Source organism: Staphylococcus sp. Marseille-Q1834 (genome assembly GCF_916858875.1).
In the GTDB taxonomy this organism is placed as follows: Bacteria; Bacillota; Bacilli; order Staphylococcales; family Staphylococcaceae; genus Staphylococcus; species Staphylococcus pragensis.
Genome location: NZ_CAKASN010000001.1, coordinates 1,484,020 through 1,510,430 on the forward strand (window position 1 = coordinate 1,484,020; position 26,411 = coordinate 1,510,430).

General features: G+C 32.2%; 24 protein-coding genes and 1 pseudogene. 16 read left to right on the forward strand and 9 right to left on the reverse strand.

Annotated elements, in window-relative coordinates; all coding sequences use genetic code 11:
- Window positions 1-4: 4 nt before the first annotated feature.
- From LIX58_RS07250 to LIX58_RS07265, 4 genes are all read left to right on the forward strand, one after another.
- Complete coding sequence (locus tag LIX58_RS07250) at window positions 5-622, forward strand: YcnI family protein (RefSeq protein WP_226386218.1); 618 nt, start codon at window positions 5-7, stop codon at window positions 620-622.
- 151 nt (window positions 623-773) lie between these two features.
- The gene (locus LIX58_RS07255) at window positions 774-1,190 is read left to right on the forward strand and encodes a DUF2871 domain-containing protein (RefSeq protein ID WP_154838442.1); all 417 of its coding nucleotides are present in this window, start codon (window positions 774-776) and stop codon (window positions 1,188-1,190) included.
- Window positions 1,191-1,389: 199 nt separating this feature from the next.
- Window positions 1,390-2,421, forward strand: coding sequence for an NAD(P)/FAD-dependent oxidoreductase (locus LIX58_RS07260; protein ID WP_154838441.1), 1,032 nt, complete (start codon window positions 1,390-1,392; stop codon window positions 2,419-2,421).
- Between the two features lie 20 nt (window positions 2,422-2,441).
- Window positions 2,442-2,843: a GNAT family N-acetyltransferase gene (locus LIX58_RS07265; protein ID WP_154838440.1), complete on the forward strand. Its 402-nt coding sequence runs from the start codon at window positions 2,442-2,444 to the stop codon at window positions 2,841-2,843.
- A gap of 61 nt (window positions 2,844-2,904) precedes the next feature.
- Here the strand turns inward: LIX58_RS07265 and LIX58_RS07270 are convergent, their stop codons facing one another.
- A complete protein-coding gene (locus tag LIX58_RS07270) occupies window positions 2,905-3,903 on the reverse strand; it encodes an acryloyl-CoA reductase (protein WP_154838439.1) in 999 nt (332 codons plus the stop codon).
- A gap of 346 nt (window positions 3,904-4,249) precedes the next feature.
- Between LIX58_RS07270 and efeO the strand changes: the two genes are divergently transcribed.
- From efeO to LIX58_RS07285, 3 genes and pseudogenes are all read left to right on the forward strand, one after another.
- The gene (gene efeO / locus LIX58_RS07275; RefSeq protein ID WP_126565631.1) at window positions 4,250-5,119 is read left to right on the forward strand and encodes an iron uptake system protein EfeO; all 870 of its coding nucleotides are present in this window, start codon (window positions 4,250-4,252) and stop codon (window positions 5,117-5,119) included.
- Window positions 5,116-6,342, forward strand: a pseudogene (gene efeB, locus LIX58_RS07280) (iron uptake transporter deferrochelatase/peroxidase subunit). The gene efeO and the pseudogene efeB overlap by 4 nt, the downstream one beginning before the upstream one ends.
- The gene (locus LIX58_RS07285; RefSeq protein ID WP_226386219.1) at window positions 6,323-8,053 is read left to right on the forward strand and encodes an FTR1 family protein; all 1,731 of its coding nucleotides are present in this window, start codon (window positions 6,323-6,325) and stop codon (window positions 8,051-8,053) included. The pseudogene efeB and the gene LIX58_RS07285 overlap by 20 nt, the downstream one beginning before the upstream one ends.
- 88 nt (window positions 8,054-8,141) lie before the next feature.
- Here LIX58_RS07285 and tatC read toward each other — a convergent pair whose 3' ends face one another.
- Window positions 8,142-8,894 (reverse strand): twin-arginine translocase subunit TatC, encoded by a 753-nt coding sequence (gene tatC / locus LIX58_RS07290; RefSeq protein WP_226386220.1) that lies wholly within the window; start codon window positions 8,892-8,894, stop codon window positions 8,142-8,144.
- On the reverse strand, window positions 8,839-9,063 hold the full coding sequence (locus LIX58_RS07295) for a twin-arginine translocase TatA/TatE family subunit (protein WP_103297060.1): 225 nt from the start codon (window positions 9,061-9,063) through the stop codon (window positions 8,839-8,841). Before LIX58_RS07295 ends, tatC begins: the two co-directional genes overlap by 56 nt.
- Window positions 9,064-9,250: 187 nt before the next feature.
- Here LIX58_RS07295 and LIX58_RS07300 point away from each other — a divergent pair, with 187 nt between their 5' ends.
- Window positions 9,251-9,766 carry a GNAT family N-acetyltransferase gene (locus LIX58_RS07300; RefSeq protein ID WP_154838436.1) on the forward strand — a complete coding sequence of 172 codons (516 nt, stop codon included), beginning with the start codon at window positions 9,251-9,253 and terminating at the stop codon, window positions 9,764-9,766.
- A 67-nt stretch (window positions 9,767-9,833) separates the two neighbouring features.
- Here the strand turns inward: LIX58_RS07300 and LIX58_RS07305 are convergent, their stop codons facing one another.
- Window positions 9,834-11,525: a CDP-glycerol glycerophosphotransferase family protein gene (locus tag LIX58_RS07305; RefSeq protein WP_154838435.1), complete on the reverse strand. Its 1,692-nt coding sequence runs from the start codon at window positions 11,523-11,525 to the stop codon at window positions 9,834-9,836.
- Window positions 11,526-11,926: 401 nt separating this feature from the next.
- Here LIX58_RS07305 and LIX58_RS07310 point away from each other — a divergent pair, with 401 nt between their 5' ends.
- Window positions 11,927-13,528 (forward strand): L-lactate permease, encoded by a 1,602-nt coding sequence (locus tag LIX58_RS07310; RefSeq protein ID WP_154838434.1) that lies wholly within the window; start codon window positions 11,927-11,929, stop codon window positions 13,526-13,528.
- Between the two features lie 70 nt (window positions 13,529-13,598).
- Here the strand turns inward: LIX58_RS07310 and LIX58_RS07315 are convergent, their stop codons facing one another.
- Window positions 13,599-14,744: a glycosyltransferase family 4 protein gene (locus LIX58_RS07315; protein WP_226386221.1), complete on the reverse strand. Its 1,146-nt coding sequence runs from the start codon at window positions 14,742-14,744 to the stop codon at window positions 13,599-13,601.
- Between the two features lie 326 nt (window positions 14,745-15,070).
- Between LIX58_RS07315 and mqo the strand changes: the two genes are divergently transcribed.
- Window positions 15,071-16,549 carry a malate dehydrogenase (quinone) gene (gene mqo, locus LIX58_RS07320; protein ID WP_154837825.1) on the forward strand — a complete coding sequence of 493 codons (1,479 nt, stop codon included), beginning with the start codon at window positions 15,071-15,073 and terminating at the stop codon, window positions 16,547-16,549.
- A gap of 61 nt (window positions 16,550-16,610) precedes the next feature.
- On the opposite strand, the gene LIX58_RS07325 is transcribed toward mqo, so the two are convergent.
- Window positions 16,611-17,984 (reverse strand): sensor histidine kinase, encoded by a 1,374-nt coding sequence (locus tag LIX58_RS07325; RefSeq protein ID WP_154837823.1) that lies wholly within the window; start codon window positions 17,982-17,984, stop codon window positions 16,611-16,613.
- A complete protein-coding gene (locus LIX58_RS07330) occupies window positions 17,977-18,651 on the reverse strand; it encodes a response regulator transcription factor (protein ID WP_154837821.1) in 675 nt (224 codons plus the stop codon). Before LIX58_RS07330 ends, LIX58_RS07325 begins: the two co-directional genes overlap by 8 nt.
- Window positions 18,652-18,788: 137 nt before the next feature.
- Here LIX58_RS07330 and LIX58_RS07335 point away from each other — a divergent pair, with 137 nt between their 5' ends.
- Both LIX58_RS07335 and LIX58_RS07340 read left to right on the forward strand, forming a co-directional pair.
- Entirely contained in the window at window positions 18,789-19,844 is a 1,056-nt protein-coding gene (locus LIX58_RS07335) for an ABC transporter permease (protein ID WP_154837819.1), read from the forward strand.
- Entirely contained in the window at window positions 19,844-20,509 is a 666-nt protein-coding gene (locus LIX58_RS07340; RefSeq protein ID WP_154837817.1) for an ABC transporter ATP-binding protein, read from the forward strand. The genes LIX58_RS07335 and LIX58_RS07340 overlap by 1 nt, the downstream gene beginning before the upstream one ends.
- Window positions 20,510-20,569: 60 nt before the next feature.
- Here the strand turns inward: LIX58_RS07340 and LIX58_RS07345 are convergent, their stop codons facing one another.
- On the reverse strand, window positions 20,570-21,526 hold the full coding sequence (locus LIX58_RS07345) for a YdcF family protein (protein WP_226386222.1): 957 nt from the start codon (window positions 21,524-21,526) through the stop codon (window positions 20,570-20,572).
- A 160-nt stretch (window positions 21,527-21,686) separates the two neighbouring features.
- On the opposite strand from LIX58_RS07345, the gene LIX58_RS07350 reads away from it, so the two are divergent.
- From LIX58_RS07350 to LIX58_RS07360, 3 genes are all read left to right on the forward strand, one after another.
- Entirely contained in the window at window positions 21,687-22,145 is a 459-nt protein-coding gene (locus LIX58_RS07350) for a MarR family winged helix-turn-helix transcriptional regulator (RefSeq protein ID WP_226386223.1), read from the forward strand.
- 181 nt (window positions 22,146-22,326) lie between these two features.
- Window positions 22,327-23,703, forward strand: coding sequence for a zinc ribbon domain-containing protein (locus LIX58_RS07355; RefSeq protein WP_154837811.1), 1,377 nt, complete (start codon window positions 22,327-22,329; stop codon window positions 23,701-23,703).
- A 104-nt stretch (window positions 23,704-23,807) separates the two neighbouring features.
- Window positions 23,808-25,016, forward strand: coding sequence for a multidrug effflux MFS transporter (locus tag LIX58_RS07360; protein WP_154837809.1), 1,209 nt, complete (start codon window positions 23,808-23,810; stop codon window positions 25,014-25,016).
- A gap of 59 nt (window positions 25,017-25,075) precedes the next feature.
- On the opposite strand, the gene LIX58_RS07365 is transcribed toward LIX58_RS07360, so the two are convergent.
- Window positions 25,076-25,627 (reverse strand): TetR/AcrR family transcriptional regulator, encoded by a 552-nt coding sequence (locus tag LIX58_RS07365; RefSeq protein WP_154837807.1) that lies wholly within the window; start codon window positions 25,625-25,627, stop codon window positions 25,076-25,078.
- Window positions 25,628-25,756: 129 nt separating this feature from the next.
- Between LIX58_RS07365 and LIX58_RS07370 the strand changes: the two genes are divergently transcribed.
- Window positions 25,757-26,404 (forward strand): HlyD family efflux transporter periplasmic adaptor subunit, encoded by a 648-nt coding sequence (locus tag LIX58_RS07370; protein WP_154837805.1) that lies wholly within the window; start codon window positions 25,757-25,759, stop codon window positions 26,402-26,404.
- Window positions 26,405-26,411: the final 7 nt, after the last annotated feature.

A 26,411-nucleotide genomic window follows, 5' to 3' on the forward strand; every position in this document is an offset into this window, starting at 1 on the left:
TAAGATGTTAAAAAAATTATTAGCCACGAGTTTAGTACTTTTCTTTTCATTAGGTTTCTTTAAATTTGCAGATGCGCACGTAACATTAAATCCTAAAGCAGTGGCTCCAGAATCGTATGAACGTGTGGATGTACGTGTGCCAGTTGAGCAAAAAGATCACACTGAAAAAGTAGAATTAGAAGTGCCTAAAGAGGTACAAGTCGTCAATATTCAACCAGTAGAGGAATATAAATATAAATTAGATAAAGATAAAAAAGGTAATATCACTAAAATTACTTGGACAGCAAAAGGTAAAGGTATTGGTCCAGATGAATTTATCGACTTACCAGTTATCTTAGCAAGTCCTAAAGATGAAGGTAAATATTCATTTAAAGCGATTCAAACTTATGATAACGGCGATAAAGTAAAATGGGTGGGTAAAGAAGATAGCGAACACCCAGCTCCAACATTAGAAGTTAAAAAAGATGCAAATGCGGTAGCTGTGAAAGAAGATAAATCTGAAGATGACAAAAAAGTGAGTGAACAACAATCTTCAGGTGGTTCAATTGCATTATGGATTATCTCTATTATTGCAATTATTCTTTCATTAGTGGCATTATTCAAACACGCTAGAAATAAATAATATTAGATGGATTAAGGACAATTTCTATTTGTAAATAATAGAAGTTGTCCTTTTATTTACTACAAACACATTCTTCCTTTTATTGTCACTTATTCTTACTTTAAACTATAGGATAATCAATTATAATAGTCTTGTGAGGGAGGATTTTAACATGCGTAGATTATTATATGCTTTTTTAGTCTATATGATTATTGGACTAGTTAGTGGATTTTACTACAGAGAATTAACAAAAGCGCATCATTTTACGGGCGATACGCAATTAGCTTTAGTTCATACGCATATCCTTATCTTAGGGATGTTTATGTTTTTAATATTGCTACCACTTGAAAAAGTGTTTAAATTAAGCAGCTATTATTTATTTAATTGGTTCTTCATCGTTTATAATATTGGTGTTGTAATTACTGTAGGTATGATGATTACTAAAGGGACTTATCAAGTCACAGGTAAAAGTTTTTCACCTGAAGCTTTCGCTGGCTTTGCAGGGATAGGTCATACAGGGATGCTTGCCGGATTATTATTACTATTTTTCTTATTGAGACAAGCCATCTTGAAAGAACCTAGAGATTAATATATGAGAATTAGAGAGTGGGACAGAAATTTAATGTCTTACTTTCTTTTTTATTTCGGAAAATGAATGATAGCGAGGTATTTTTCAATTTATATATATAGTGATTTCTTCAACATTGTTAAGTCGTGTAGTATAATGTACAAGAATTAATGATAAGAATTATCATTTAGACGGGAAATGATTTTAGGAGGCAATTTTTATGCAAGATGTAACAATCATTGGAGGAGGACCGGCTGGACTCTTTGCGAGTTTTTATTCTGGTTTAAGAGGAATGTCAGTTAGAATCATTGATGTACAAGATAAATTAGGCGGTAAAATGCAAATTTACCCGGAAAAAATTATTTGGGATATTGGTGGTGTAGCACCGAAACCTTGTTATGAAATTATAAAAGACTTAATTGCACAAGGGCTACATTTCAATCCTGAAGTTAACTTAAATGAACGCGTTATAGATATTCGCAAAGTGGCGGAAAGACATTTTCAGATAGAAACGGATAAAGGTCATGTTTATGAATCTAAAGCTGTGATATTTGCAGTAGGTGGCGGTATTATTAATCCTAAGCCGCTCAATATTAAAGGCGCTGAACGTTATAATATGACTAATTTGCATTATGTGGTTCAATCATTTTCAAAATTCAAGGATAAAGATATTCTTATTTCAGGCGGAGGCAATACTGCGCTTGATTGGGCACGAGATTTAGCTAATATCGCGAAGTCGGTCACATTAATATATAGAAAGGCGGAAATACGTGGTTATGAAGCGATGGTTAAAGTATTACAAGATTTAAACGTTAAACTATTGCCTAAAACACAAATAAAAGAATTGATTGGTGATGCTGAAGATAAATGCATTCATGAAGTTAAACTTGAGAATATCGAAACTCAAGAAGCGCAAACATTATCATTTGACGATGTGATTATTAGTCATGGCTTTGATCATGAGAATCCGTTACTAGTTGAATGTTCTTCGAAACTTGATTTATATGATGAATATCGTGTTAAAGGTTTAGGAAATACAACTACGAATATACCTGGTATTTATGCATGTGGAGATGTGGTCCATCATGATGCGAAAGTACATTTAATAGCAAGTGCATTTAGTGACGCAGGAAATGCAGCTAACTTAGCTAAAACTTATATTGAACCTGATGCATCTGAAGAAGGGTATGTATCAAGTCACAATGATATATTTAAAGAGTCTAATAAAGCAGTAATTAATAAATATTTATAAATAGTAAAAGGGGATATACAATGATTCATTTTTCTACAGAAGTACCCGAAGCAAAGGCATACTGTGACTTAAGAGTAAAAGCGGGCATGAGTCCTAAATCTCAAGAAGCGGCACATAAAGGGCTGCCTAATGCGTGTTTTACTATTACGATTTATGATGATGAGAAGTTAATCGGTATGGGAAGATTGATTGGTGATGGGGGCACTGCCTTTCAAATTGTAGACATTGCCGTTGACCCAGATTATCAAGGACAAGGATATGGTAGACAAATTTTAGAGAAGATTATGGCATATATTGACTCAGTAGCTGAAAAAGGAACATATGTTAGTTTAATTGCTGATTATCCTGCCGATAAATTATATGAGAAGTTTGGCTTTCAATCGACAGAGCCTAAATCAGGTGGTATGTATACTTTATATTAAAAATAAGAGCGAAATTCGAAGTGCAGACACTTGCGAATTTCGCTCTTTTTATTTCAAATATTTATTCAGCATTGAAATCTATAACAATGCGACCTGTATTTTCATGATTTAATACCTTTTCAATAGATTCAGGTAATTCATCAAATGAAATTGAACGCTTAATTTCTTGTAATTTATCTGCTTTTAAATCTGTGGCTAGACGTCGCCATACGCGCTCACGTAATTTCATAGGTGTAAAGACAGAGTCGATGCCGACAAGACTTGCACCTCTTAAAATAAATGGATAGACTGTCGCGTTAAATTTGACGCCTCCAGTCATACCAATTAGCGCTACACCACCGTTATTATCAATACGATTGATAACATAAGGTGTACCTTCGCCACCGATAGGGTCGATAGCCGCTTGCCAAGTACGAGAACTTAATAATGCCTCATCATTTTCAGTAATGCGATCAATGATTTCTTTAGCGCCTAAGTCTTCCACTTTTTTAGCCGCTTCTTTATTGCCTGTACTTGCAACCACTTTGTATCCTAAATTAGATAACATTAGTACCGCAAGTGAACCAACACCGCCTGAAGCGCCACGTACAAGCACTTTACCGCCTTCAAGTGTCATAAAGCCAGCTTTTTCTAGCTTTTCAATAGCTAAGCCAGCAGTATAACCAGCCGTACCATAAATCATAGCTTCTTCTAAAGTTAAATTATTTGGTAATTTTACAACCCACTCAGATTTAACACGTGCGTATTCACTGAAACCACCGTAATGACTTACACCTAAGTCATAACTTGTAACAATGACTTCTTCGCCTTCTTCAATTGTAGGATCACTAGACTCTACTACTTTTCCTGCTAAATCAATACCAGGAATCATTGGATATGATTTGACTATATTATTGTTATCAGTTGTAGCTAATGCGTCTTTATAATTAATACCTGAATAATGGACTTTAATTAACACTTCACCTTCAGGTAAATCATCGGTTGTCATCTTTTTAAAGTCACTCTTCACGTTGCCATCTTTGTCTTTATCAACTAAAAATGCTTTAAATTCTGTACTCATATCTTATGACTCCTTTAATAGTTATTAATAGACATAAATTGTTTACCCATCTCATTGAGATAGTATGCTAAGAAAATCTTATTGAATCATTATATTTTAATTATCAGTAATAAGGCAAATGATAAAATTTATGGTAATTAAACTTAAAATAGAATTGTTATTGACACAATATGTAGACAAACATATAATTATTTTGATAATGATTATCAATTGAAACTGGATAAGAAAAACCTACTATAATCATTGAGATTTTGAGATAACACATATTATATAAAATGATTATTATAAATATGAAAAATCAGTAGCGGTTGAATAATCACCTATATTTTATTGAGGTGGAAAGATTATGAAGAAATTACCAACTATCTTATTAGCATCATCATTATTATTAGCTGCATGTGGTAACGGTAATAATGGAGATAATGACCATAGTAAAAAAGACAATCAGTCACAAAGTTCTAGTAGTAGTAAAAATAATGCGGCTTTAAACAAAGCTACGAAAGAATACGAAAAATATACAGATAATCAATTAGATAAATTCTTAGAAGGTACAGAAGAATTTGTATCTGCAATTAAAAATGACAATATGGAAAAAGCAAAAGAACTTTATCCTAAAGTACGTATGTACTATGAACGTTCAGAACCAGTTGCTGAAGCATTTGGTGATTTAGATCCTAAGATTGATGCACGTTTAGCAGATATGAAAGAAGAAAAGAAAGAAGACGAGTGGAGTGGTTATCATAAAATTGAAAAATCACTTTTCCAAGATAACAAAATTGATGACACTACAAAAAAAGATGCTGATCAATTATTAAAAGATGCTAAAGAGTTGGACGCTAAAGCTGATACTTTAGATATTACACCTAAATTAATGTTACAAGGTTCAGTTGACTTATTAAATGAAGTTTCTACTTCAAAAATAACTGGTGAAGAAGAAATTTATTCACATACTGACTTATATGACTTTAAAGCAAATATTGAAGGTGCTCAAAAAATCTATGAATTATTCAAACCTGAATTAGTGAAGAAAGATAAAAAATTAAGCGATGATATTCAAAAGAACTTTGATAAAGTGAATAGTTTATTAGATAAATATAAAGACGGCGACGGATTTAAAGACTACAGCGCTGTAACTAAAGAAGATAGAAAAGCATTATCAGATGCAGTGAACTCACTTGGTGAACCGTTAAGTAAAATGGCTGTGGTTACAGAATGAGTAAAATAGACGATCAACAATCCACACAAGTTTCAAGACGTTCATTTTTGAAAATGCTTGGAATTGGTGGAGCAGGAGCAGTAATTGGTGCAAGTGGCGTTGGAAGTATCTTTTCATTTAAATCGATGTTCGATACACCAGAAGATGAGAGTAAAGATGCTTTCGAGTTTTATGGACGTGTACAAGCTGGAGTTACAACACCTACACAGAAGAATTGTACTTTTGTAGCTTTAGATTTAAAAAGTAAGGATAAAAGCGCAATTAAAGAAATGTTTAAAAAATGGACGGACATGTCTGTCAACATGACAGATGGTGCGCCAGCTGAAAAAGACAGTCAAAATGCGTTATTACCTCCAGTTGATACAGGTGAATCTATTGGTTTAGGCGCAAGTAGATTGACGTTAACCTATGGCGTAAGTAAATCATTTTTGAAAAAATTAGGTATGTCATCTAAAATTCCGAAAGATTTTAAAGATTTACCTCATTTTCCAAATGATCAATTAGAAGATGAGTATAGTGATGGAGATATTATGATTCAAGCGTGTTCAAATGATCCACAAGTGTCATTCCACGCAGTTCATAATCTAGTTAGACCTTTTAGAGATATAGTCAAAATGAGATGATCTCAAAACGGTTTCGTTTCAGGAAAATTAAAAGAAACGCCTAGAAACTTAATGGCTTTCAAAGATGGTACTGTAAACCCTACTAAAAGTGATGAACTTAAAAAATATGTCTTCATTGATGACGGTTGGGCTAAAAACGGTACATATTGCATTGTAAGACGTATTCAAATTCATATTGAAACGTGGGATCGCACGTCTTTAGAAGAACAAGAGGCAACATTCGGACGTAAACGTGACACTGGCGCACCTTTAACAGGTAAAAAAGAATTTGATAATTTAGATTTAAAAGCGAAAGATGCGAGTGGTAATTACATCATCGATCCAAATGCTCATGCACGATTAGCACGTGAAGCTAACACATCTATTAAACGTCGTGCTTATAACTATAGTGATGGTACTAATGCGAAGACTGGTAATTTAGAAGTAGGGTTAATCTTTACTTGTTTCCAAAAATCTACGCAACAATTCATCGATATTCAGCATAATTTAGGTCATAATGACAAATTAAATGAATATATTACACATAAAGGTTCTGCATCATTTCTTGTATTACCAGGTGTTCAAAAAGGAGGCTATTTAGGTGAAACACTTTTCGATTAAACTCCTTTTAGTAGCGGCACTTCTTTTCACAGTGCTAAGAATTCCAACAACACCGGTATACGCTGCAGATGATAACTCAATTAGTGATGTTTATGTGGCTATTACAGATGCAAAGTCAACGCTACAAGATAAGAGTAAAAGTGATAAAGAGAAACAAAAAGCAGTAGAAGAGATTAAATCTAAAGTTAATGATTTAAATATTAAAAATAATAAAGAAGGTAAAGAGGTTAAATCTAAATTAAAAGATTTAGATCATACTTCTTCGACCGATAAACAAGCTGATCAACTTTCAGAGTTAACTAAATCATTGATTGCTTATGAAAATATAGAATCATCATCTGATATTTCAGGAGAAATTAAAGAGCTAAAACAACAAGTTGATTCTAAAGATCCACAAGTTAAAAAAGCGATTAAAACCAAAAATGCGTCTGAATTACAATCAGTAAATAATAGTTTAAACCAAATTTGGACAAGTCATGAATCTGCAATTCGTAACTATGATGAAGGTAAATATGGACAAATCGAAGTGAATTTAATGCAACTTCGTGTAGCTACGCAAAAAGAACCATTAGATACGAAGAAAGTTGAAAATGCTTGGAATACGTTTAAATCTAGCATTGATACTGTAGATCAAAAACAATCTAGTGATGAATCTGGTCAATACAAAGCGTCACAATTAAATGATGAATTGGATAAAGCAATTAAAGGTATTGATGATAATAACTTAAATCAAGCTGATGAAGCATTATCTAAATTCGTACAAATATGGCCATATGTTGAAGGTAAAATTCAAACAAAAAATGGTTCATTATATACAACTATCGAAGATAAAATTCCATATTATCAAAGTATTTTAGATAATAGTAATAAAGATAGAGTAAAAAAAGGCTTACAAGAAATCAATTCAGATATTAAAGATACAGTAGGTCAAGAAGGTTATTCATTTGTTGATGTAATGATTATCTTCTTACGTGAAGGTCTTGAAGTACTCTTAATTATCATGACATTAACTACAATGACACGTAACGTTAAAGGTACTACAAGTGTTATTGGTGGTGCAATTCTTGGTTTAATACTAAGTATCACGTTAGCAGTTGTGTTCATTCAAACATTAGGAAATAACGGTATCTTACGTGAAGGAATGGAAGCTACGCTAGGTATCATTGCAGTTATTCTTATGTACGTAGTCGGTATTTGGATGCATCGTCGTTCAAGTGTGAAACGTTGGAATGATATGATTCAAAATATGTACCAAAATGCTATTAGTAATGGCAACCTTGTTCTTTTAGGAACAATTGGTTTAATTTCAGTTTTACGTGAAGGTGTAGAAGTTATTATCTTCTATATGGGTATGATTGGTAGCATTACTACTACAGATTTTGTAATTGGTATCGCTTTAGCAATTGTGATCTTAATTATATTTGCATTGCTATTTAGATTTATTGTAAAACTTATACCAATTTATTATATCTTTAGAGTGCTTTCAATTTTAATCTTTATTATGGCATTCAAGATGCTTGGTGTAAGTATTCAAAAATTACAATTATTAGGTACTGTACCACATCATGGTATTGAAGGTTTACCAACAATTAGTTTCATAGGTTTTTACCCAACAGTTGAAACAATTGTTGCTCAATTAATTTACATTGTGTTAATTATTTTCTTCATTTTCAAAAATAGAAAAGATAAGAAAGCACAACGCGTTAAATAAAAAATAAATAATATAAAGAATCCTCGAACAAGGCATTAAAATAATGACCATGTTCGAGGATTTTTGTATAGTTATGCCGATTTAAAGATTAATTTCGTTGTGTAACTTTAGCAATAATCATACTAAATTCAAATAAAATAATTAATGGTAATGTTAACAATAAATTTAAAGTTAAATCGGGTGGCGCAACAATACTTGCTGCAACAAAGCATCCAAAATAAACATATTTGCGGTATGTTTTGAGTTCATTAACATCTACTAAATCTAATTTGGCTAAGCCTAAAAATAATGTGGGTAGTTGGAATAGAACACCAAAGATTAATAACCATCTTATTAATTCGTGTAAATAGGCTTGAAACCCTATCACGGGTTGAATGCTTAAAACGGTTGAAAGGGTTAATGAGAAATTAATAACTAGTGGAAAGACAATGAAAAATGCGAATGCTACTCCAATAATAAATAATACAGCACACCAAATACTATATTTGTAAATAAATCGACGTTCATGTGGATGGAGGCCAGGTGCGATAAATGCCCATAAATAATAAAAGATAAAAGGCATAATCAAACATAGCGCCACAAAGAAAATAATCATAATATATATTTGAATCATTTCAGTGAATGAAAATGCATGCAGTGTTACATGTGCCCTTTTAATATAATGAATAAATGGTTTCATCCACCAGTGTGATGAAATATAAACAATGATAGTTGAGATAATAAAAGCAATAAACACTCTGACGATTCGTGTTCTTAATTTATCAAAGTGTTCTAGCAATGTCGAATTATTTTGATTGTTCTCGTTGTTGTTTTGACTCTTTACTGGGAGTATCGTGTACATCATCTGAATCTAAATTTTCAGCAGCAGATTTAAATTCTTTTAAAGTGCTTCCAATTGCTCTCCCAAATTGTGGTAATTTTTTAGGTCCAAAAATAATCAAAGCGATAATACTGATAACGACTAGACTTGTTGGTCCAGTGATACCTACTACAAATAAATCTTGAAACATTTGAAAAAACCTCACTCTAATTTATACTTATATCAACTATACTTTATACTCATTGATAAATATTATCAATAGTAATTTAAGACGTTCACAAATTAATTATAATTTATTCTTATTAAAATCAGCGTGCAAGGCACGTCGTGTTTCAATGCTTGTAAAGCTAATATAGATGGGGAAAGGGCGTAGTAATATGAATGAACACATTGAAGAGATACACAAAAATGAAGTAACTGAGTTAAGACGTATAGCAGAAACGACATTTTACGAAACGTTTAAAGGAGAGTATTCACAAGAAAATTTTCAAAAATTCTTTGAGGAAACTTATAATGAAGAAATATTACTATCTGAATTAGATAACCCCAATTCATTTCATTATTTTTATAAAGTAGATAACGAAATAGCTGGATATTTAAAGTTAAATATTAATGACGCTCAAACTGAACCCAAAGGTGCTGACTATTTAGAAATACAACGTATCTACTTTTATAAAGGTCATCAAGGTGGGGGAAGAGGTAATGCTTTTATTAAATTAGCACTTGAGAAAGCATATGAACATCACAAGTCCAAAATATGGTTAGGGGTATGGGAATACAATGATAATGCATTAGCATTTTACAAACGACATGGCTTTGAAGTGACTGGTGAGCATGATTTTGTGAATGGCGATATTATAGATACAGACCTTATTATGGAACGAAATGTTTAAAGGTGTATTTGATATAGTTAACTAAAAAAACGTTAAGATTCGTAAGTTAGAATCTTAACGTTTTTTATTAGTGAACGTCATTTAAAATATCACGCATAAGTTGTGTTAATTTTTTTAAAGATTGGTTATTCTCATTCACTAATGGGTGGTGAGTGATATCAGCTAACGTGTGATTAATTAAATCGTTAAGTAATGCCTCTTCATCTGTATACCATACATTAGATAAACTGTGCATCACATCCTCATATACCCCGCGTTCATCTTCGTAAGCTTCATGATTAGGTGTGAACAAGCAAACCTTTTTCCCAATCGTTAAAGCATCAAAAATAATTGAAGAATAATCTGTTAAGACTACATCAGCAATTAATAATAAATCTTGAGTTTCAATATGACTAGGCGCTTCAATCACTTCTTCTGGCACTTGGGCCTTACTTTCAACATGACCTTTATAAACTACATCATATTGTTCTAGTAGCTCAGGTGTAATTGTCAAAGTAGCCTCTTCTCTGTCAGTTGCATGCCACGTAGGCGCATATAATAATACTGGTTTTGTACGTTCTATACCAAGTTCATCTTTGACCTTTTTATGATGACTTTGATCATTAAGATTATGTAATAAGTGACTGATTCTTGGATAGCCATATGTAATAAATTGCGTATTTTGATTTGGAAAAGCTGTTTCAAACAAGCCTTGTGAGTTAGCAGAATCTAATAAAAAGTAATCTTGTTGTAACCACTTATTATATTTACGCGCTTTATAGTTATAAATATTTTTATTTTGATCTGGTTCATGACTATCTAAAAATAGCTTTTTAATAGGCGTGCCATGCCATAATTGGATAACTGTACCATTTGGTTTATAGTCGTCAGGTATATAACTCTCAATGACTACGATTTTAGCACTCTCAATTAATTCTTTATTTCCTTCCGCTTCAGGAGGTACGAAATAAGGACCACGACGATCGTTCGTTATAAAGTATGCTTCAGTAGTAGGGTTACGTTTAACGAAATAATTAAATAAATACTTTGAATTTCCTCTGTAACCATAATCAAAGCCTAAGAAAACAACATGATCTTTCACTTGAGATTTATCTTTTTGATAAACATAGCTCAAATTACGATGATTTTTAACAGCACGTTGATGCATTTTATGATACATCCATTTAGGTAATTTAAATTTAGTAGTCACTAACCAACTTTCAGCAAAACGCATTTCATCTTCTTTGCCAGGAAATCTAAATTTATTAAATGGAACTGAATGGCCATGTATATAAGCTAATTTATTTAAGTCAAAATGATTAATCAATTTAACTTCACGCGTATCTAAAGATTTCCAAAATGCTTTGCTAGTTGGCATTTCATCGTTGAAGTCAAAAACAACATGACCATCTATATCTACTTCATTCTTCAAAGCAGTAATAACCGCTAAATCCATAATAGAGTGAATATCATATTTAGCTAAGTGTAAAAGTGTTGCATCGATATTATAAATAAAATTGGGATAATGATTAATATTTTTCATCCAAGATAAAAACGTAAGTTTATCGTCACCAAAATATCGACAATCGTTTAAATATAAGCCGTCAATTGTATAATCCACTGCAATAGAGTGATTTGATAAAGCCACGGCTTCAAGCATATCTTGATTGATTTTAATTTCATTAGAATATGGAATAAAATGTGAAAACCCTGCCGATTTCGCTTTATTAAGTTGTAGCTCAAGATGTGCCATATTAGAAATGTTTATTTGTTTAATCATCATACATTATCCTTTTGCTCGTAAATTTCATATATATATTTTACCACGTGCATTAAAAAAAATCATAGTTACAAAGACATGCAAAAGAGAATGGTTGTAATTCATCTAATACTTAAATCAATGAAAAATTTTAATTTTATTGTATTTGTTAAAAAAATCACAAAATTTTAGTTAAAAACGCTATATAGTATTGTCAATTAAATAAAAAGGTGTTATATTCTAATTGTGAAAAAGTTCACAATATAAAAATTGTGAAATCTAGCATGATTAATTTGTCGACAAAATATTAATTATGTAGTGAACTGTACGAGGTTGAAATAGTCGTAGTGGACGTCCAGACCTCTTCCAGCTGAACGCTCTAGATGATTCATTAAAAAAATAAGGAAAGAAGAGTCAAAATTATGTTAGTTCAAACATTCAACCCCTTCGATAACTTAGTGTTATCTAGCTTAATTGCAGCAATTCCTATTATTTTATTCTTATTATGTTTAACTGTTTTTAAAATGAAAGGTATTTATGCTGCTATTACTACTTTAGTAGTGACATTACTTATTGCTGTGCCATTCTTCAAATTACCAGTAGGTATTGCTTCTGGAGCAGTTGTAGAAGGTTTCTATCAAGGTATCATTCCAATTGGTTACATTGTTATGATGGCCGTACTATTATACAAAATCACTCAAGAATCAGGACAATTTAATACAATTCAAGATAGTATTACTAGTATTTCACAAGACCAACGTATTCAACTTTTACTTATTGGTTTTGCATTTAACGCATTTTTAGAAGGTGCAGCAGGATTTGGTGTACCAATTGCTATCTGTGCATTGTTATTATCACAACTAGGATTTAGACCATTACAAGCAGCGATGCTTTGCTTAGTTGCTAACGCAGCTTCTGGGGCTTTTGGTGCTATTGGTATTCCAGTAGGTGTAGTTGATACTTTACATTTACCAGGTAGTGTACATGCGATGGGCGTTTCTCAAACATCTACATTAACTTTAGCCATTATTAACTTCTTTATTCCATTCTTATTAATTTTTATTATTGATGGTTTTAAAGGTATTAAAGAAACATTACCAGCTATCTTAGTTGTTTCAGTCACATACACAGTTTTACAAGGTTTATTAACAGTATTCAGTGGTCCAGAATTAGCTGATATTATCCCACCTTTAGTTACAATGGGAGCTTTAGCTTTATTCTCTAGAAAATTCCAACCAAAAAATATTTATCGTGTACAAAAAGATGTCGAACCTGAACCGGTTAAACATCATAGTGTAAAAGAAATTATGTACGCATGGAGTCCATTCATAATTTTAACTGTTATTGTTATGATTTGGAGTGCTTCATTCTTTAAAAAATTATTCTTACCAAATGGCGCACTTTCTTCATTAGTGTTCAACTTTAATTTACCAGGTACATTTAGCCAAGTTGCACATAAACCAATTATCTTAACATTTAACTTTATTGGTCAAACTGGTACAGCGATCTTATTAACTATTATCATTACAGTATTAATGGCGAAAAAAGTAAGCTTTGGTGATGCAGGTCGTTTATTTGGCGTTACATTTAAAGAATTATGGTTACCAGTTCTTACAATTTGTTTCATCTTAGCTATCTCTAAAATTACAACATACGGTGGTTTAAGTGCTGCAATGGGTCAAGGTATTGCCAAAGCAGGAAATGTCTTCCCAGTATTATCACCAATCTTAGGTTGGATTGGCGTATTTATGACAGGATCAGTAGTAAATAACAACTCATTATTTGCTCCAATTCAAGCGTCAGTAGCGCAACAAATTGGTACTAGCGGTTCATTACTTGTAGCTTCTAATACAGTTGGTGGGGTAGCTGCTAAATTAATCTCACCACAATCAATTGCAATTGCTACAGCAGCCGTTAAAGAAGTAGGTAAAGAATCAGAATTACTTAAAATGACTTTACGTTATAGTATTGGATTATTAATCTTTATCTGTATTTGGACATTCCTACTTTCATTATTCTTATAAGCATAATAAAAATTGTAATTTGAGCGATGTTGCTCAAATTACAATTTTTTTATGTCTTAATTTAAATTTTTTATGAAATAGCAGATACGAATTTGGCATAAACTTTGTCTGATGAATATTGTTCAACTGTATGATGGCCTTCTGTTATCACATTGTCATTAAGGTCGAGATGGTTGATTGTAAGGTCTATATATTTCGCTAGAGAATTAACATCTGCATAATCAGCTAAATAACCATTTACGCCATGATTAATTAAACTAGCAGGACCTAAAGTATCTTTGAAACTAATCACAATATTGTCCTGTGCCATCGCTTCTAAAATGACCATCCCAAATCCTTCGTTTCGTGAAGGTACGACAGTGATTTTACTTTGTGCTAATTTCTCATTTAACTGTTGAGTAGCAGGATGAAGTGTAATAATATCAGTGAGTTTATAATTATCAATTAATTGTTGAAGCTTCGCACGTTCTTGACCATCTCCATATAATTCAACTTTAAAGTGAGATTGACGCACTGTATTTTGAATTCGTTGAATACTTTCTATTAAAATGTCAAAGCCTTTTTCATACTCTAATCTTCCAGCACTCATAATAATATTTTCTTTGACAATGGGAAGTGATTGAACATTAATAATATTAGGTACAGTAAAAACTGGCGTAGTTATAAGCTCTTTATATTTTTGTTGATCATTTGCAGTTAAGGTAGTAATCACATCTAATTGGTTATAAGCACTGATAATTTCACTTTGATACGCTTTCGGATATGCCTCTAAATTCATATGTTCCATACCAACAGTCGTAATATTTGCAGAATGGTATTGGGCAATTAATATATTAAAACTCGCTCTCGTACCAACTAACACATCGGTATTAACCTGCTTAATCGCTTTGATTATCTTACGTTCTATATAGCTTGAAAATTGATTCAAGCCGGGCTCATATTTTGATAGCCGAGTTGGCTTGAAAAAAGGTGTATAACGATTTAAACGATTCATTACTATCGAGCCGACATTTTGAGGTTTCAAGCGATAATCGATTAGCGTTTTAACATGAATTGCGTCATCTAATTCAAAGTAAGGCTTATCTGCAGCCCTAAAGATAGAAATGATTTCTACATGATGTCCTTTATTTGATAGTGTATTAGCAAGTTCAGTCACTGCTTTAACAGTACCGCCTAAAGCATAAATATTATGCATTAAAAAAGTAAATGATTTCATGGTTACACCTCAAATTTCTTAATTTAAAAAGATTATAGCATGTGTGACTTCCTGAGTAATAGCTATTAAATAGCGCATTGCTTAATAAAAGTAAATTTAGTGTAAATAGGAAACAGTAACTTAAATAATGTAATAATTAGTATAAACACTTTTTTCAATGAGAAATTATGTATATAATTAGAGTAGTTATTAAAAAGTCGATTTACGTTTTTACGTAAAATTAATATTAAAAATTTTTATAAGAAAAAGAAAGCGTTTTAATTAATTAGGCCAGGGTCTTAACTTATCGACTAAAGATGTGATTATAAAAGGGGGACTGTGTTGTTATGAGTTCACAACATAGCAAAACAGATGTCATCTTAATTGGTGGCGGAATTATGAGCGCAACATTAGGTACATTGTTAAAAGAATTATCTCCAGACAAAGAAATCAAAATCTTTGAAAAGTTAGAACAATCAGGAGAAGAAAGTTCTAACGTATGGAATAATGCTGGTACAGGACATTCAGCATTATGCGAATTAAACTATACTAAAGAAGGTAAAGATGGCTCTGTAGACATTAATAAAGCCATTAAGATTAATGAACAATTCCAAGTATCAAAACAGTTTTGGGCACATTTAGTAAGAACAGGCCAATTAGACAACCCAGGTAATTTTATTCAATCTGTGCCACATATGAGTTTCGTAAAAGGTATTTTTAATGTTCGATTTTTAAAAAGCCGTGTGGAAACACTGAAAAAAAACATTTTATTTGAAAAAATGGAAATTACTGAAGATAGAGAAAAAATGAAAGAATGGGTACCGTTAATGATTGAAGGTAGAACTTCTAACGTACCAATTGCTTTATCTCGTGATGAATCAGGAACAGATGTTAACTTCGGCGCATTAACAAAGAAATTAATTTCTAATTTAAAAGAACGCAATGTAGAAGTGCAATATAAACAAGAAGTTGAAAATATTGAAAAGTTAGATAACGGTAACTGGAAAGTGACAGTTAAAGATTTAAAATCTGGTCAACAACATACGTATGAATCAGAATTTGTCTTTATTGGTGCAGGTGGCGCAAGTTTACCGTTACTCCAAAAAACAGGTATTAAACAATCTAAACATATTGGTGGTTTCCCAGTAAGTGGATTGTTCTTACGTTGTACAAACAAAGATGTCATTGAACGTCATCATGCGAAAGTTTACGGTAAAGCAGACGTAGGCGCACCACCAATGTCAGTACCTCATTTAGATACTCGATTTGTAATTGGAGAACGTTCATTACTATTTGGACCATTTGCAGGCTTTTCACCTAAATTCTTAAAAACAGGATCAAACTTAGACTTAATTCGTTCTGTTAAACCAAATAACGTGGTTACAATGTTAACAGCGGGTGTAAAAGAATTTAACTTAACGAAATACTTAGTTTCTCAACTTATGTTAACGCATAAAGAGCGTATGAATGACTTACGTGTCTTCTTACCAAATGCGAAAGATGAAGACTGGGAAGTTATTGTAGCGGGTCAACGTGTACAAGTGATTAAAGATACAGAAGATAGTAAAGGTAACTTACAATTCGGTACAGAAGTTATCACATCAGATGATGGCTCATTAGCTGCATTACTTGGCGCTTCACCAGGGGCATCTACTGCAGTAGATATTATGTTAGATTTATTACAACGTTGCTATGGTGCAGAATTCAAAGGTTGGATTCCAAAGATTAAGGAAATGGTACCTTCATTTGGATTGAAATTAACTGAACATGAAGATGTATATAGAGCAGTTCATAAAGAAGTACAAAAATATTTAAATATAAAATAATAAATAGAAGCGGATATCTATTAATGAAAGTGAATTCATTAAATAGATATCCGCTTTATTATTAATGTACGTTTTCAAATAGGTTTATAGTAAATGTTGTCCCTATTTGTTCAGAACTTGATACTGAAATAGTACCCTTATGAAGTTCTATGATGGCTTTTGTAATTGCCAATCCTAAACCATTACTATTTTGATGGTTATTAAGTTTGTAAAAGCGATCAAAGAGATGTTGCTGTGCTTCTTCATTTATAGAAGTACCTTCATTCGTTACTGTAAAGGTAATTGATTCATTGTCAGAAGAAAGCATCACTTCAATTGTGCTATCGGTTGTTGCATATTTAACTGCATTTTGAATTAAGTTGAAAAAGGCTTGATATAATAAGCGACTATTTCCTCGGAAATAAACATCTTCTATTTCTGATAATAACATGAGATTCTTATCATCAAGCGCAAACTGTTCATGTCGAATAATATCAGTAATCAAAGCAGTTAAATGAACCTCATCATTGAATTTTAAATGCTGAGCATTATCTAATTCAGAAAGTAAAAGTAACTCTCTAGTTAAATCGCTTAAACGTGTGACTTCTGAATGGACATCATTAATCAACATGTTTCGATTTTGCTCAGTTTTAGATTTTTGCAACTCACTTAATAGTCGTTGTATGTGCGTTAATGGTGTTTTGATTTCATGTGAAACGTTTTGCACGAAATGTTGGCGCATATCATCCACTTGCTTCAAAGATTGACGCATATCATCAAAGCGATATTGTAGCGTACCTATTTCATCGTGACGTGTCTGTTTAATAGGTGTATCAAAGTCACCATTGATCAACCGCTCAGTTGCATTTTTCAAAAGTTTTACCGGACGGATAATCGAGTATGTTGAGAGGATAACAAGCGTGATAGAAATGATAAGCAGTAATCCTAGAAGTACACCCAAAAAGATACGGAACTCACTAAAAGTATGACCAATATCAGGTCGCATAAATACTGCGATAGGTTGTTGTTGATGCGTAAATCTGACGCCAACGGTATTATTAGTCTCGTTATCAAAAAAGCCTGTGACAAATAATTCATAAGGCTTATTTTTTATGCCATGAAAGTCTTGACCTTGCAACACTTTATCTATCGAAGCCTTGCTAAGGTTATCTTTTCGAAAAGGATGGCCATAAAAAGATTTATGATGATGTTTGTCCACTGTCACAATTTGATAGTTCATTTGACCTAAATGTTGAAAATATGCGTCTAAATTTGAAGCGTCAAAATGCTCATTATAGGAACGAGCTTCTTTTAACGTGCGCATAATCTTAGCGTCGTTACTCGGTTTTAAATTGAAATGATAATAAACATTAGTAAAAAGGAAACTGACTAAGGCACTAAATAAAATCACGGTAATAGTGTAAATGGCGATTCGGCTATACAACGTCTTAAACATCATAACTCACCCTATAACCTTGGCCTCTGACAGTTTGAATATGTATATTTGCTTGTAATTTAGCTAAACGTTGTCTCAAGCGTTTAATATGAACATCCACTGTGCGCTCATCACCTTCATAATCAAAGCCCCAAATCTTCTCGATTAATACATCTCTTGTAAAAATTTGTTTAGGCTGACTACATAATAAGAAAAGTAATTGAAATTCTTTCGTAGGTAAATTCATCTTTTTATTATGTACTGCGACTTCCATATATGATTCGTTTAGCACTATATTACCGATTTGAATTTCGCTTTGGGCATTAATCTGATAACGACGTAGCACAGCTTGAATTCGGAATAATAATTCTTTAACTTCAAAAGGTTTAGTAACATAATCGTCTGTCCCACTTACGAAAGCATGTTCCTTATCACTTAATGCATCTCTTGCCGTCAACATAATGACAGGGAGGTTGAAATTATTCTTTAACGTCTTACAAAGTTCAAAGCCATCTATACCTGGCATCATTATGTCCACCACAGCAATATCTACTTGATGCGTATCTAAGTAATCAAGCGCCGCTTCTCCACTTGATTGAGTAATCGTGTGGATATGATTTGCCTCTAAATGTGTGGAAACGTAATGCAATAACTTTAAATCATCATCTACAATTAAACATTTCACCATGTTTGCTCTTCTCCTTTATATTTTAGACTCATTATACGAATAACTAATTAAGAAGACAATTCCTCTTATCGTTCATATTCAGTTCACATTCGTCAATTAAGCTATGCACATAAAGTCGTAGTGGGGAGGAATAATATATGAACTTAGCATGGAAAGAAATGAGATTTTATAAATTTCGATATGCTTTAATCATGTTAATTATATTTTTATTAGGAATTATGGTGTTATTCATTAGCGGTTTAGCACAAGGCTTAGCCCGTGAAAACATCTCATTTTTAGACAATACGAACGCACGGTATTTTATTACCGAAGATATGAAAGAACCTAAAATTGAAAGTTCTCATCTAACAACAAAACAACAAAGTCAAATTGAGGATGTCATTCATCAACAGCCAACTTCAATAGGGCCTCAAACTTTGAAACTTCAAAACCAAGATCAAGATGTATTAACTTATACGACATCATCAAAGTTGCAACCTAAACTTGAAAAGGGTTCATATCCTCAAAAAAGTGATGAAATTGCTATTAATCAAAAATTAACGGGAGAAGATATTAAAGTAGGAGATAAAGTATCTTTTAAAGGACATCATCAGCAGTTTAAAGTGAGTGGCATTATTGAGGACACGATGTACGCGCACAGTTCGATGATTTTAATGACAAAAAAAGGATTTAACCAACTCAATCAACAAGTTTCAACATTTTATCCAGTAACTGATTTAGATAAACAACAATTAGAAAAAATCAATTCATTGAAAGATGTAAAAGTGAGTACACAACCAACATTAACGGATAATATTGCAAGTTATAAAGCTGAACAATTACCACTTAATCTGATGATTGCAAGTTTATTTATTATTACAGCTATTGTTTTAAGTGCTTTCTTTTATGTAATGACCATTCAAAAGGTTTCTCAAATAGGGATTTTGAAAGCAATAGGTATTAAAACACGTCATCTACTGTCAACGCTTGTATTACAAATTTTGATGACTACATTGATTGGGGTATTCCTAGCTGTGCTTCTTATTGAAGTCTTACAATTAGTGATGCCAGTCTCTATGCCATTTTATTTGAACAATATAAACATTGTCATGATGATAGCGATATTCTTAATCGTTGGATTTATTGGAACCATTCTTTCATTCTTTAAAATTTTGAGAATAGATCCTATCGAAGCAATTGGAGGGGGAGAATAATGACATTACAAATTGAACATATCACTAAATCATTTGGTAAAGGTAGTTCACAAACCGAAGTTTTAAAAGATGTTAACTTTACTGTTCAACCTGGAGAATTCGTTATCTTAAATGGGGCTTCTGGTTCAGGTAAGTCTACACTTCTTAATATATTGGGTGGATTACTAAGTGCTACAGAAGGCGACATTCTATTTCATGACGAGCCTTTATTTTCAAAAAATAAAAACAAAACAATGTTACGACTTAAAGAAATTGGCTTCATCTTCCAATCTTCTCACTTAGTGCCATATCTTACAGTTAAAGAGCAATTGACTATTGTGGCTAAAGAAGCAGGAGAATCTACTAAAGCAGCTAAACAACGTGCAGAGCAATTACTTAATGAAATAGGATTAAAACATCGATTAGATGCTTATCCGCATATGTTATCAGGCGGGGAAAAACAACGTGTAGCAATTATGCGCGCCCTTATGAACCAACCTAAACTATTGTTAGCGGATGAACCTACTGCTAGTTTGGATGCTGAGCGAGCTTTAAGTGTAGTAGAAATGATTAAAAATCGCGTTAAAAGTCATAATATTATTGGCATTATGATTACGCATGACCAACGATTATTTGATTATGCTGATCGCATAATCCAACTTGAAGATGGAAAAATAACTTCATAAATTTAAAAAGCCCACAGATGCAGTGCCGTCATCTATGGGCTTTTGTTATGTACTTTGTACTTAGAATATGATTAAAATCGAAATAAAGAATGTAATCGCAAAATAAAAACCAAGGAGTAATTTATACTGATACATTAAGGCTAAGAAATCACGCACTAAAGCGATATCAAAAAAGTGATAAGGCGTATGACTACCAATACCTTCCATGTCCAATCGAACAGTACGTGCAAAGTACAAGCCTCTTAAAATATGAAATTGACTTGTAACACAAAGCATTTTAGCTGAACGTGAAAAGTGATCAGCGATAATATCTTTTGAAAATACAAAGTTTTCATAAGTGCTTGTAGATTGGTCCTCCATGATAATAGAAGAAGCGGGAACGCCGCGGTCAATTAAATAACGTTGCATAGCCAAAGCTTCTGTAATTGGTTCATCTGGACCTTTACCACCACTGACTAAGACCTTACAATTTGCTGACTGGCTTTCTAGAACATGTAGTGCGCGCTCTAAACGATCCGCTAACATAGGTGTCACTTGCTCTGAGAAAATGCCAGCCCCTAGAATCATGATTAAATCATATTGCTTTGTTGTGATAGTACGGCCAAACGCTGAAGACCATACCATGTAAAGCGTAAAAGCATAACACGCACTAAAAGCAATCATAGATAACCATAAAAAGATACCATTTACAATTGGAATAGGGATGGTGCTAATATAAAATAAAATCGCAATAATTAAGGCACCATGTATTAAATGTTTCATCATGTTGCGAAGAAATTTAGCCCCCTTTTTCAAAGTGAAAAGATGACTATGTTTAATAAATAAGCCAAAAATTGCGATAATCATAATGATGAATAAACCAAGCGATAACGTCATTGTGAGTAGATTAATTATGTTAATAATAAAACATAAAATGATTGTTAAAATAAACACAGGCAAATTAAGTAAATAATTAATATTTAATAACACGCCTAACATGATGAATAAAACTATGATTGAAAGAAGAATTGCAAGCATAATTAAGACCTCTTATATATTTGTCTATTTAAATGTAATTGAAAGTCTAATATTTTAGCAACTATTATTACTGAATTATAGTTTTCAAGCGTACCGATTATTGATATTATTTAACAGAATATATAGAAATTATTTGAGTTTATCAGCAAGGAGCTAGGCCATGAGCAGAATTTCGAAAAATCATATCGAATTTATGAAACGATTTATTGATGATACAAATACGTTAACTGCTAAATTATTGAAAGACCAGCAAATTAAATATGGTATTTCAATGGAACAATCTAATGTATTGCGACTATTGAGTCCTCATCAAGCCTTATCTATTACAGAAATTACGGAAAAGCAGGGCGTCAATAAAGCGACGGTTAGTCGTCGTATTAAGAAACTTATTGATAGTGGGTTTGTAAAATTGCAAAAGCCTAATGATAAAATAGATCAACGTTTAAAATATGTCGTTTTAAGTGAAAAAGGACGTCAATACACTGAAGAAAATAATGAAATTGTAAGTAATATTGTTAATTATATGGTGGAAGACTTATCAAGTCAGGATATTGAAAAGGCATTAAATGTGTTGTATGTCATTGATGAACGCTTGAAAAAGTATAATGCAAAAATTTAAAAAATTGGCGGACATTCCAAACTATATTACAATTTTGAAAAAAATGATTATAATACTTAGATAGAAAATGATTGGGCAGAATAAAAATAACGTATAAGTGTTCCTATATAAACTATCTATATTATAATAAAATTATGATTAAGAAATAATTAACATCATGCGAGGGGAAGTTGGTGATTAAATGAAACAATGTCCTAACTGTGGTCAGAAACTAAGAAGTAAGGATACGCGACAATGTCCAAATTGTGGTGAACAAGTCGATGGAAAAGAGATCAAAGTACGACAAAATAAAGCCCCTCAAACAGAATCCTCAAATATTAGACTTAGGAAATTTATTCCATGGGCGATTGTTATATTTATTATTATTTTATTGGTTATTGTCTTCTTTTTAGTAAGGAATTATAATTCTCCAGAAGCTCAAACTAAGATTCTTGTTAATGCGATTGCTAATAATGATTCACAAAAAGTTGCAACGTTATTAAGTACTAAAGAAACGCATGTCGATGCTGAGGAAGCGGATGAGTATATTGCGTACGTGAAAAGTGAAGTAGGCATGAAAAAATTTATTCATGATCTTAAAGATAACGTTGAGAAATTGAATAAAAGTGAATCTAAAGAAGCGGCGTATATCAAAACACAAGTTGGGAACAATGTCTTGAGAGTAAGTAAAAACGGCACGCGTTTTTTAATCTTTGATAATATGAGTTATACTGCACCGACGAGAGAGGCTGTGGTAACCCCTAAATTAGAAACAAAATATGAATTTAGAGCTGGGGGTAAAAATAAAACAGTAGTTGCTGATGCAAATAAAACAACATCTTTAGGTAAGTTTATCCCAGGTGTCTATTCAATAGATGCGGAAAAAGAAACAGAATATGGTAAATTCACGGGTCAATTAAAATTTGACTTTAGATATGGTAAAGGCAATACAGTAGAAGTTAACGAGGACTTTAATGAAGCGCTACTTACAGTGAAGTTAAAAGGTAAAAGTGATTTAGACGATGATTCACTGAAAGTAAAAATTAATGATAAAGAAATGAAATATTCAACTTCTAGAGAATATGGTCCTTATCCTCAAAATAAAGATATCGTTGTTTCTGCTTCTGGCAAAGCAAAAGGAAAAACTTTCAAGTCAGAAACTAAAACAATGAGAGCAAAAGATTTAGGGAATATTAATAGTGTCGAATTAGAATTTGATGATGAAGCGATTAGTGATTATGTTGAGGAGAAGGAAAAAGAAGAAAACAGTTTAAAAAATAAATTGAGTAACTTTTTCAGTGATTATTCACTCTCTTTAAATACTGCAATTGCGAGTAAGAACTTTGATTTGGTAAGTACATTTTTAAAAGATAAATCAGATATCTATAAAAATATTAAAAATAATCTAGGGTCAAATCCCGGATTAACACAGCCACAAATACTAAGTGCTTCACAAAAAGGCGATAAAATAGAAACAAAAGTACAAGAATTAAATAAAAATGGACAATTTCAAACTATTGATTATGAACTAACTGAAAATAGTGATGATGGATCACTACAACTTGTGAAAGCAAAATAAAGCGTGGGAAAAAAGATTCATTAAAGAATCTAATCCCACTCTTTTTTTAAATACATATAAAAAATAATGACTTTTCCTATTAAATTAAAGACGGGGGCTTTTATATGAATGAGGAACAGAGACAAAATAAACATTCGTTATTGTTTATCATTATCTTGGGTGCACTAACAGCTATAGGTGCATTATCCATAGATATGTTTTTACCAGGGTTACCTGAATTGAAGAAAGATTTTAATACTACAACTTCAAATGCCCAATTAACCTTATCATTATTTATGATTGGTTTAGGGTTGGGGAATTTATTTGTAGGTCCGATTTCAGATAGTATAGGGCGTAAGAAACCTTTAGTAATTGCTATGGTTATCTTCACATTAGCAAGTTTAGGTATCGTCTTTGTCCATAATATATGGATTATGGTATTTCTGCGCTTTATCCAAGGTTTCACTGGAGGTGCAGGCGCAGTTATCTCTAGAGCGATTGCCAGTGATATGTACAATGGTAACGAATTAACTAAATTTCTAGCTTTATTAATGCTAGTGAATGGTGTGGCTCCTGTACTTGCTCCTGCACTCGGAGGTTTAATTCTTAGTGTGGCAGTCTGGCGAATGGTCTTCGTTATTTTGACAATATTTGGTGTATTAATGGTAATGGGATCTGTAGTTAAAGTACCTGAATCATTAGCTATTGAACATCGAGACAGCAGTGGAATAGGGGTAATATTTAGAAATTTTAAGAGCTTATTTTCTACACCACGCTTTGTCTTACCTATGTTAATTCAAGGTGTTACATTTATTATGTTATTTAGTTATATTTCTGCATCACCGTTCTTAGTTCAGAAAATATACGGTGTCTCAGCTTTACATTTTAGTTGGATGTTTGCAGGAATAGGTATTACATTAATTATCTCGAGCCAATTGGCTGGTAAGCTAGTCGATTATGTTCATCCACAGAAGTTGTTACGTGCTATGACTTTTATTCAAGTTATAGGTGTCATTGTCGTAACTTTAACGCTTATTAATCATTGGCACTTTGCAATGTTAGTCATTGGATTTATTATTTTAGTAGCGCCAGTAACAGGCGTGGCGACTTTGGGATTCTCTATTGCAATGGAAGAACGTACAACTGGAAGCGGCAGTGCTTCAAGTTTATTAGGATTACTGCAATCACTACTAGGTGGTATAGTAACGCCACTTGTAAATCTTAAAGGGGAATATAATAGTACGCCTTATATCATTATTATTTGTATCACAGCAGTTGTACTAATTGTTTTACAACTATTAAATATTAAAGTATTTAAAACAAAACCAGAATAATTCACATAATAAAAGGAGCTTGGACTTTTAGTTAAGTCTTTGCTCCTTTAATCTTTACTTTAACGTTGTAATTTAATTGTATTGGCTAATAAAGCATTTGCAATTATCTCAGGACTTTCTTTACAGCCACTTCTTAGCCAACTTAAAACTACGCCAGCTTGTCCACTCATAGTATACGTAATAAAGAATGTTTTGTTTTGAATAGAAGTTTCATGTTCACCTAAAATTTTAGAATAATAATCCTTAGTAATGTCAAAGTAATCTAATACTAATTCCTTGTTAGGATGAGATATAAATATAGCATGGTAGAACGCTTTCTTCCTATATATATACTTCAATATAATATAGAAGAACTTGTGTACTTTCTCAGGATTCTTTTTAATACTTTCAAAATTATTAGCGAAAGCATGTAATAACTTTTCGTATTTATTTAGATGATAACTTTGGATTTTATCAAGCAAATCATATTTATCTTGAAAATTAGCATAAAAAGTTGAACGATTGACATTGCTATTAGCACAAATCATCTTTATGGAGATATTCTCGATTGGATAGAGCTCTAATAAATCGATTAAACTTTTTATAATTCTATATTTCGCTTTTTGCTTCATTATACGTCACCTATATATTTATACCTTCAAGAAACCAACAAATTTAATGTAATTGTTGGTGTTTTTTTTCTTCACATGTCTTTATAATATTAAAAGTAATTTTGAAAAGCAAATAGGAGGAAAAGTTCAATGAAAAAAATGGTGTTAATTAATATCATCACTATCATTGTTATCATTGCTATTGGTATTGTAGGTTTCATGTTATACCACAATGCTACAAGTTATGTAACAACTGATAATGCAAAAGTTGACGGAGATCAAATTCAAATCTCAAGTCCTGCTTCAGGTCAAATCAAATCTTTTGATGTGAAACAAGGCGACAAATTGAAAAAAGGTGACAAAGTAGCTGAAGTAAGTGCTCAAGGTCAAGGCGGAGACGCTAAAGACATGGACATTAAAATGCCTCAAAACGGTACTATCGTTAAAACAAGTGGTATGGAAGGTTCAGTTGCACAAGCAGGTTCACCAATAGCTTACGCTTACAATTTAGATGATTTATATATTACAGCAAATATTGACGAAAAAGACGTTAACAGTATCGAAAAAGGCGACAAAGTTGATGTTTCAATTGACGGTCAAGATTCTGATATCGATGGTAAAGTAGAAGAAGTAGGTCAAGCAACTGCAGCTAGCTTCTCATTAATGCCATCATCTAACGCTAACGGTAACTACACTAAAGTTTCTCAAGTAGTACCTGTTAAAATTTCTTTAGATTCTGTACCATCTAAAAACGTTGTTCCTGGAATGAACGCTGAAGTAAAAATCCATAAAGACTAAGGAGGTC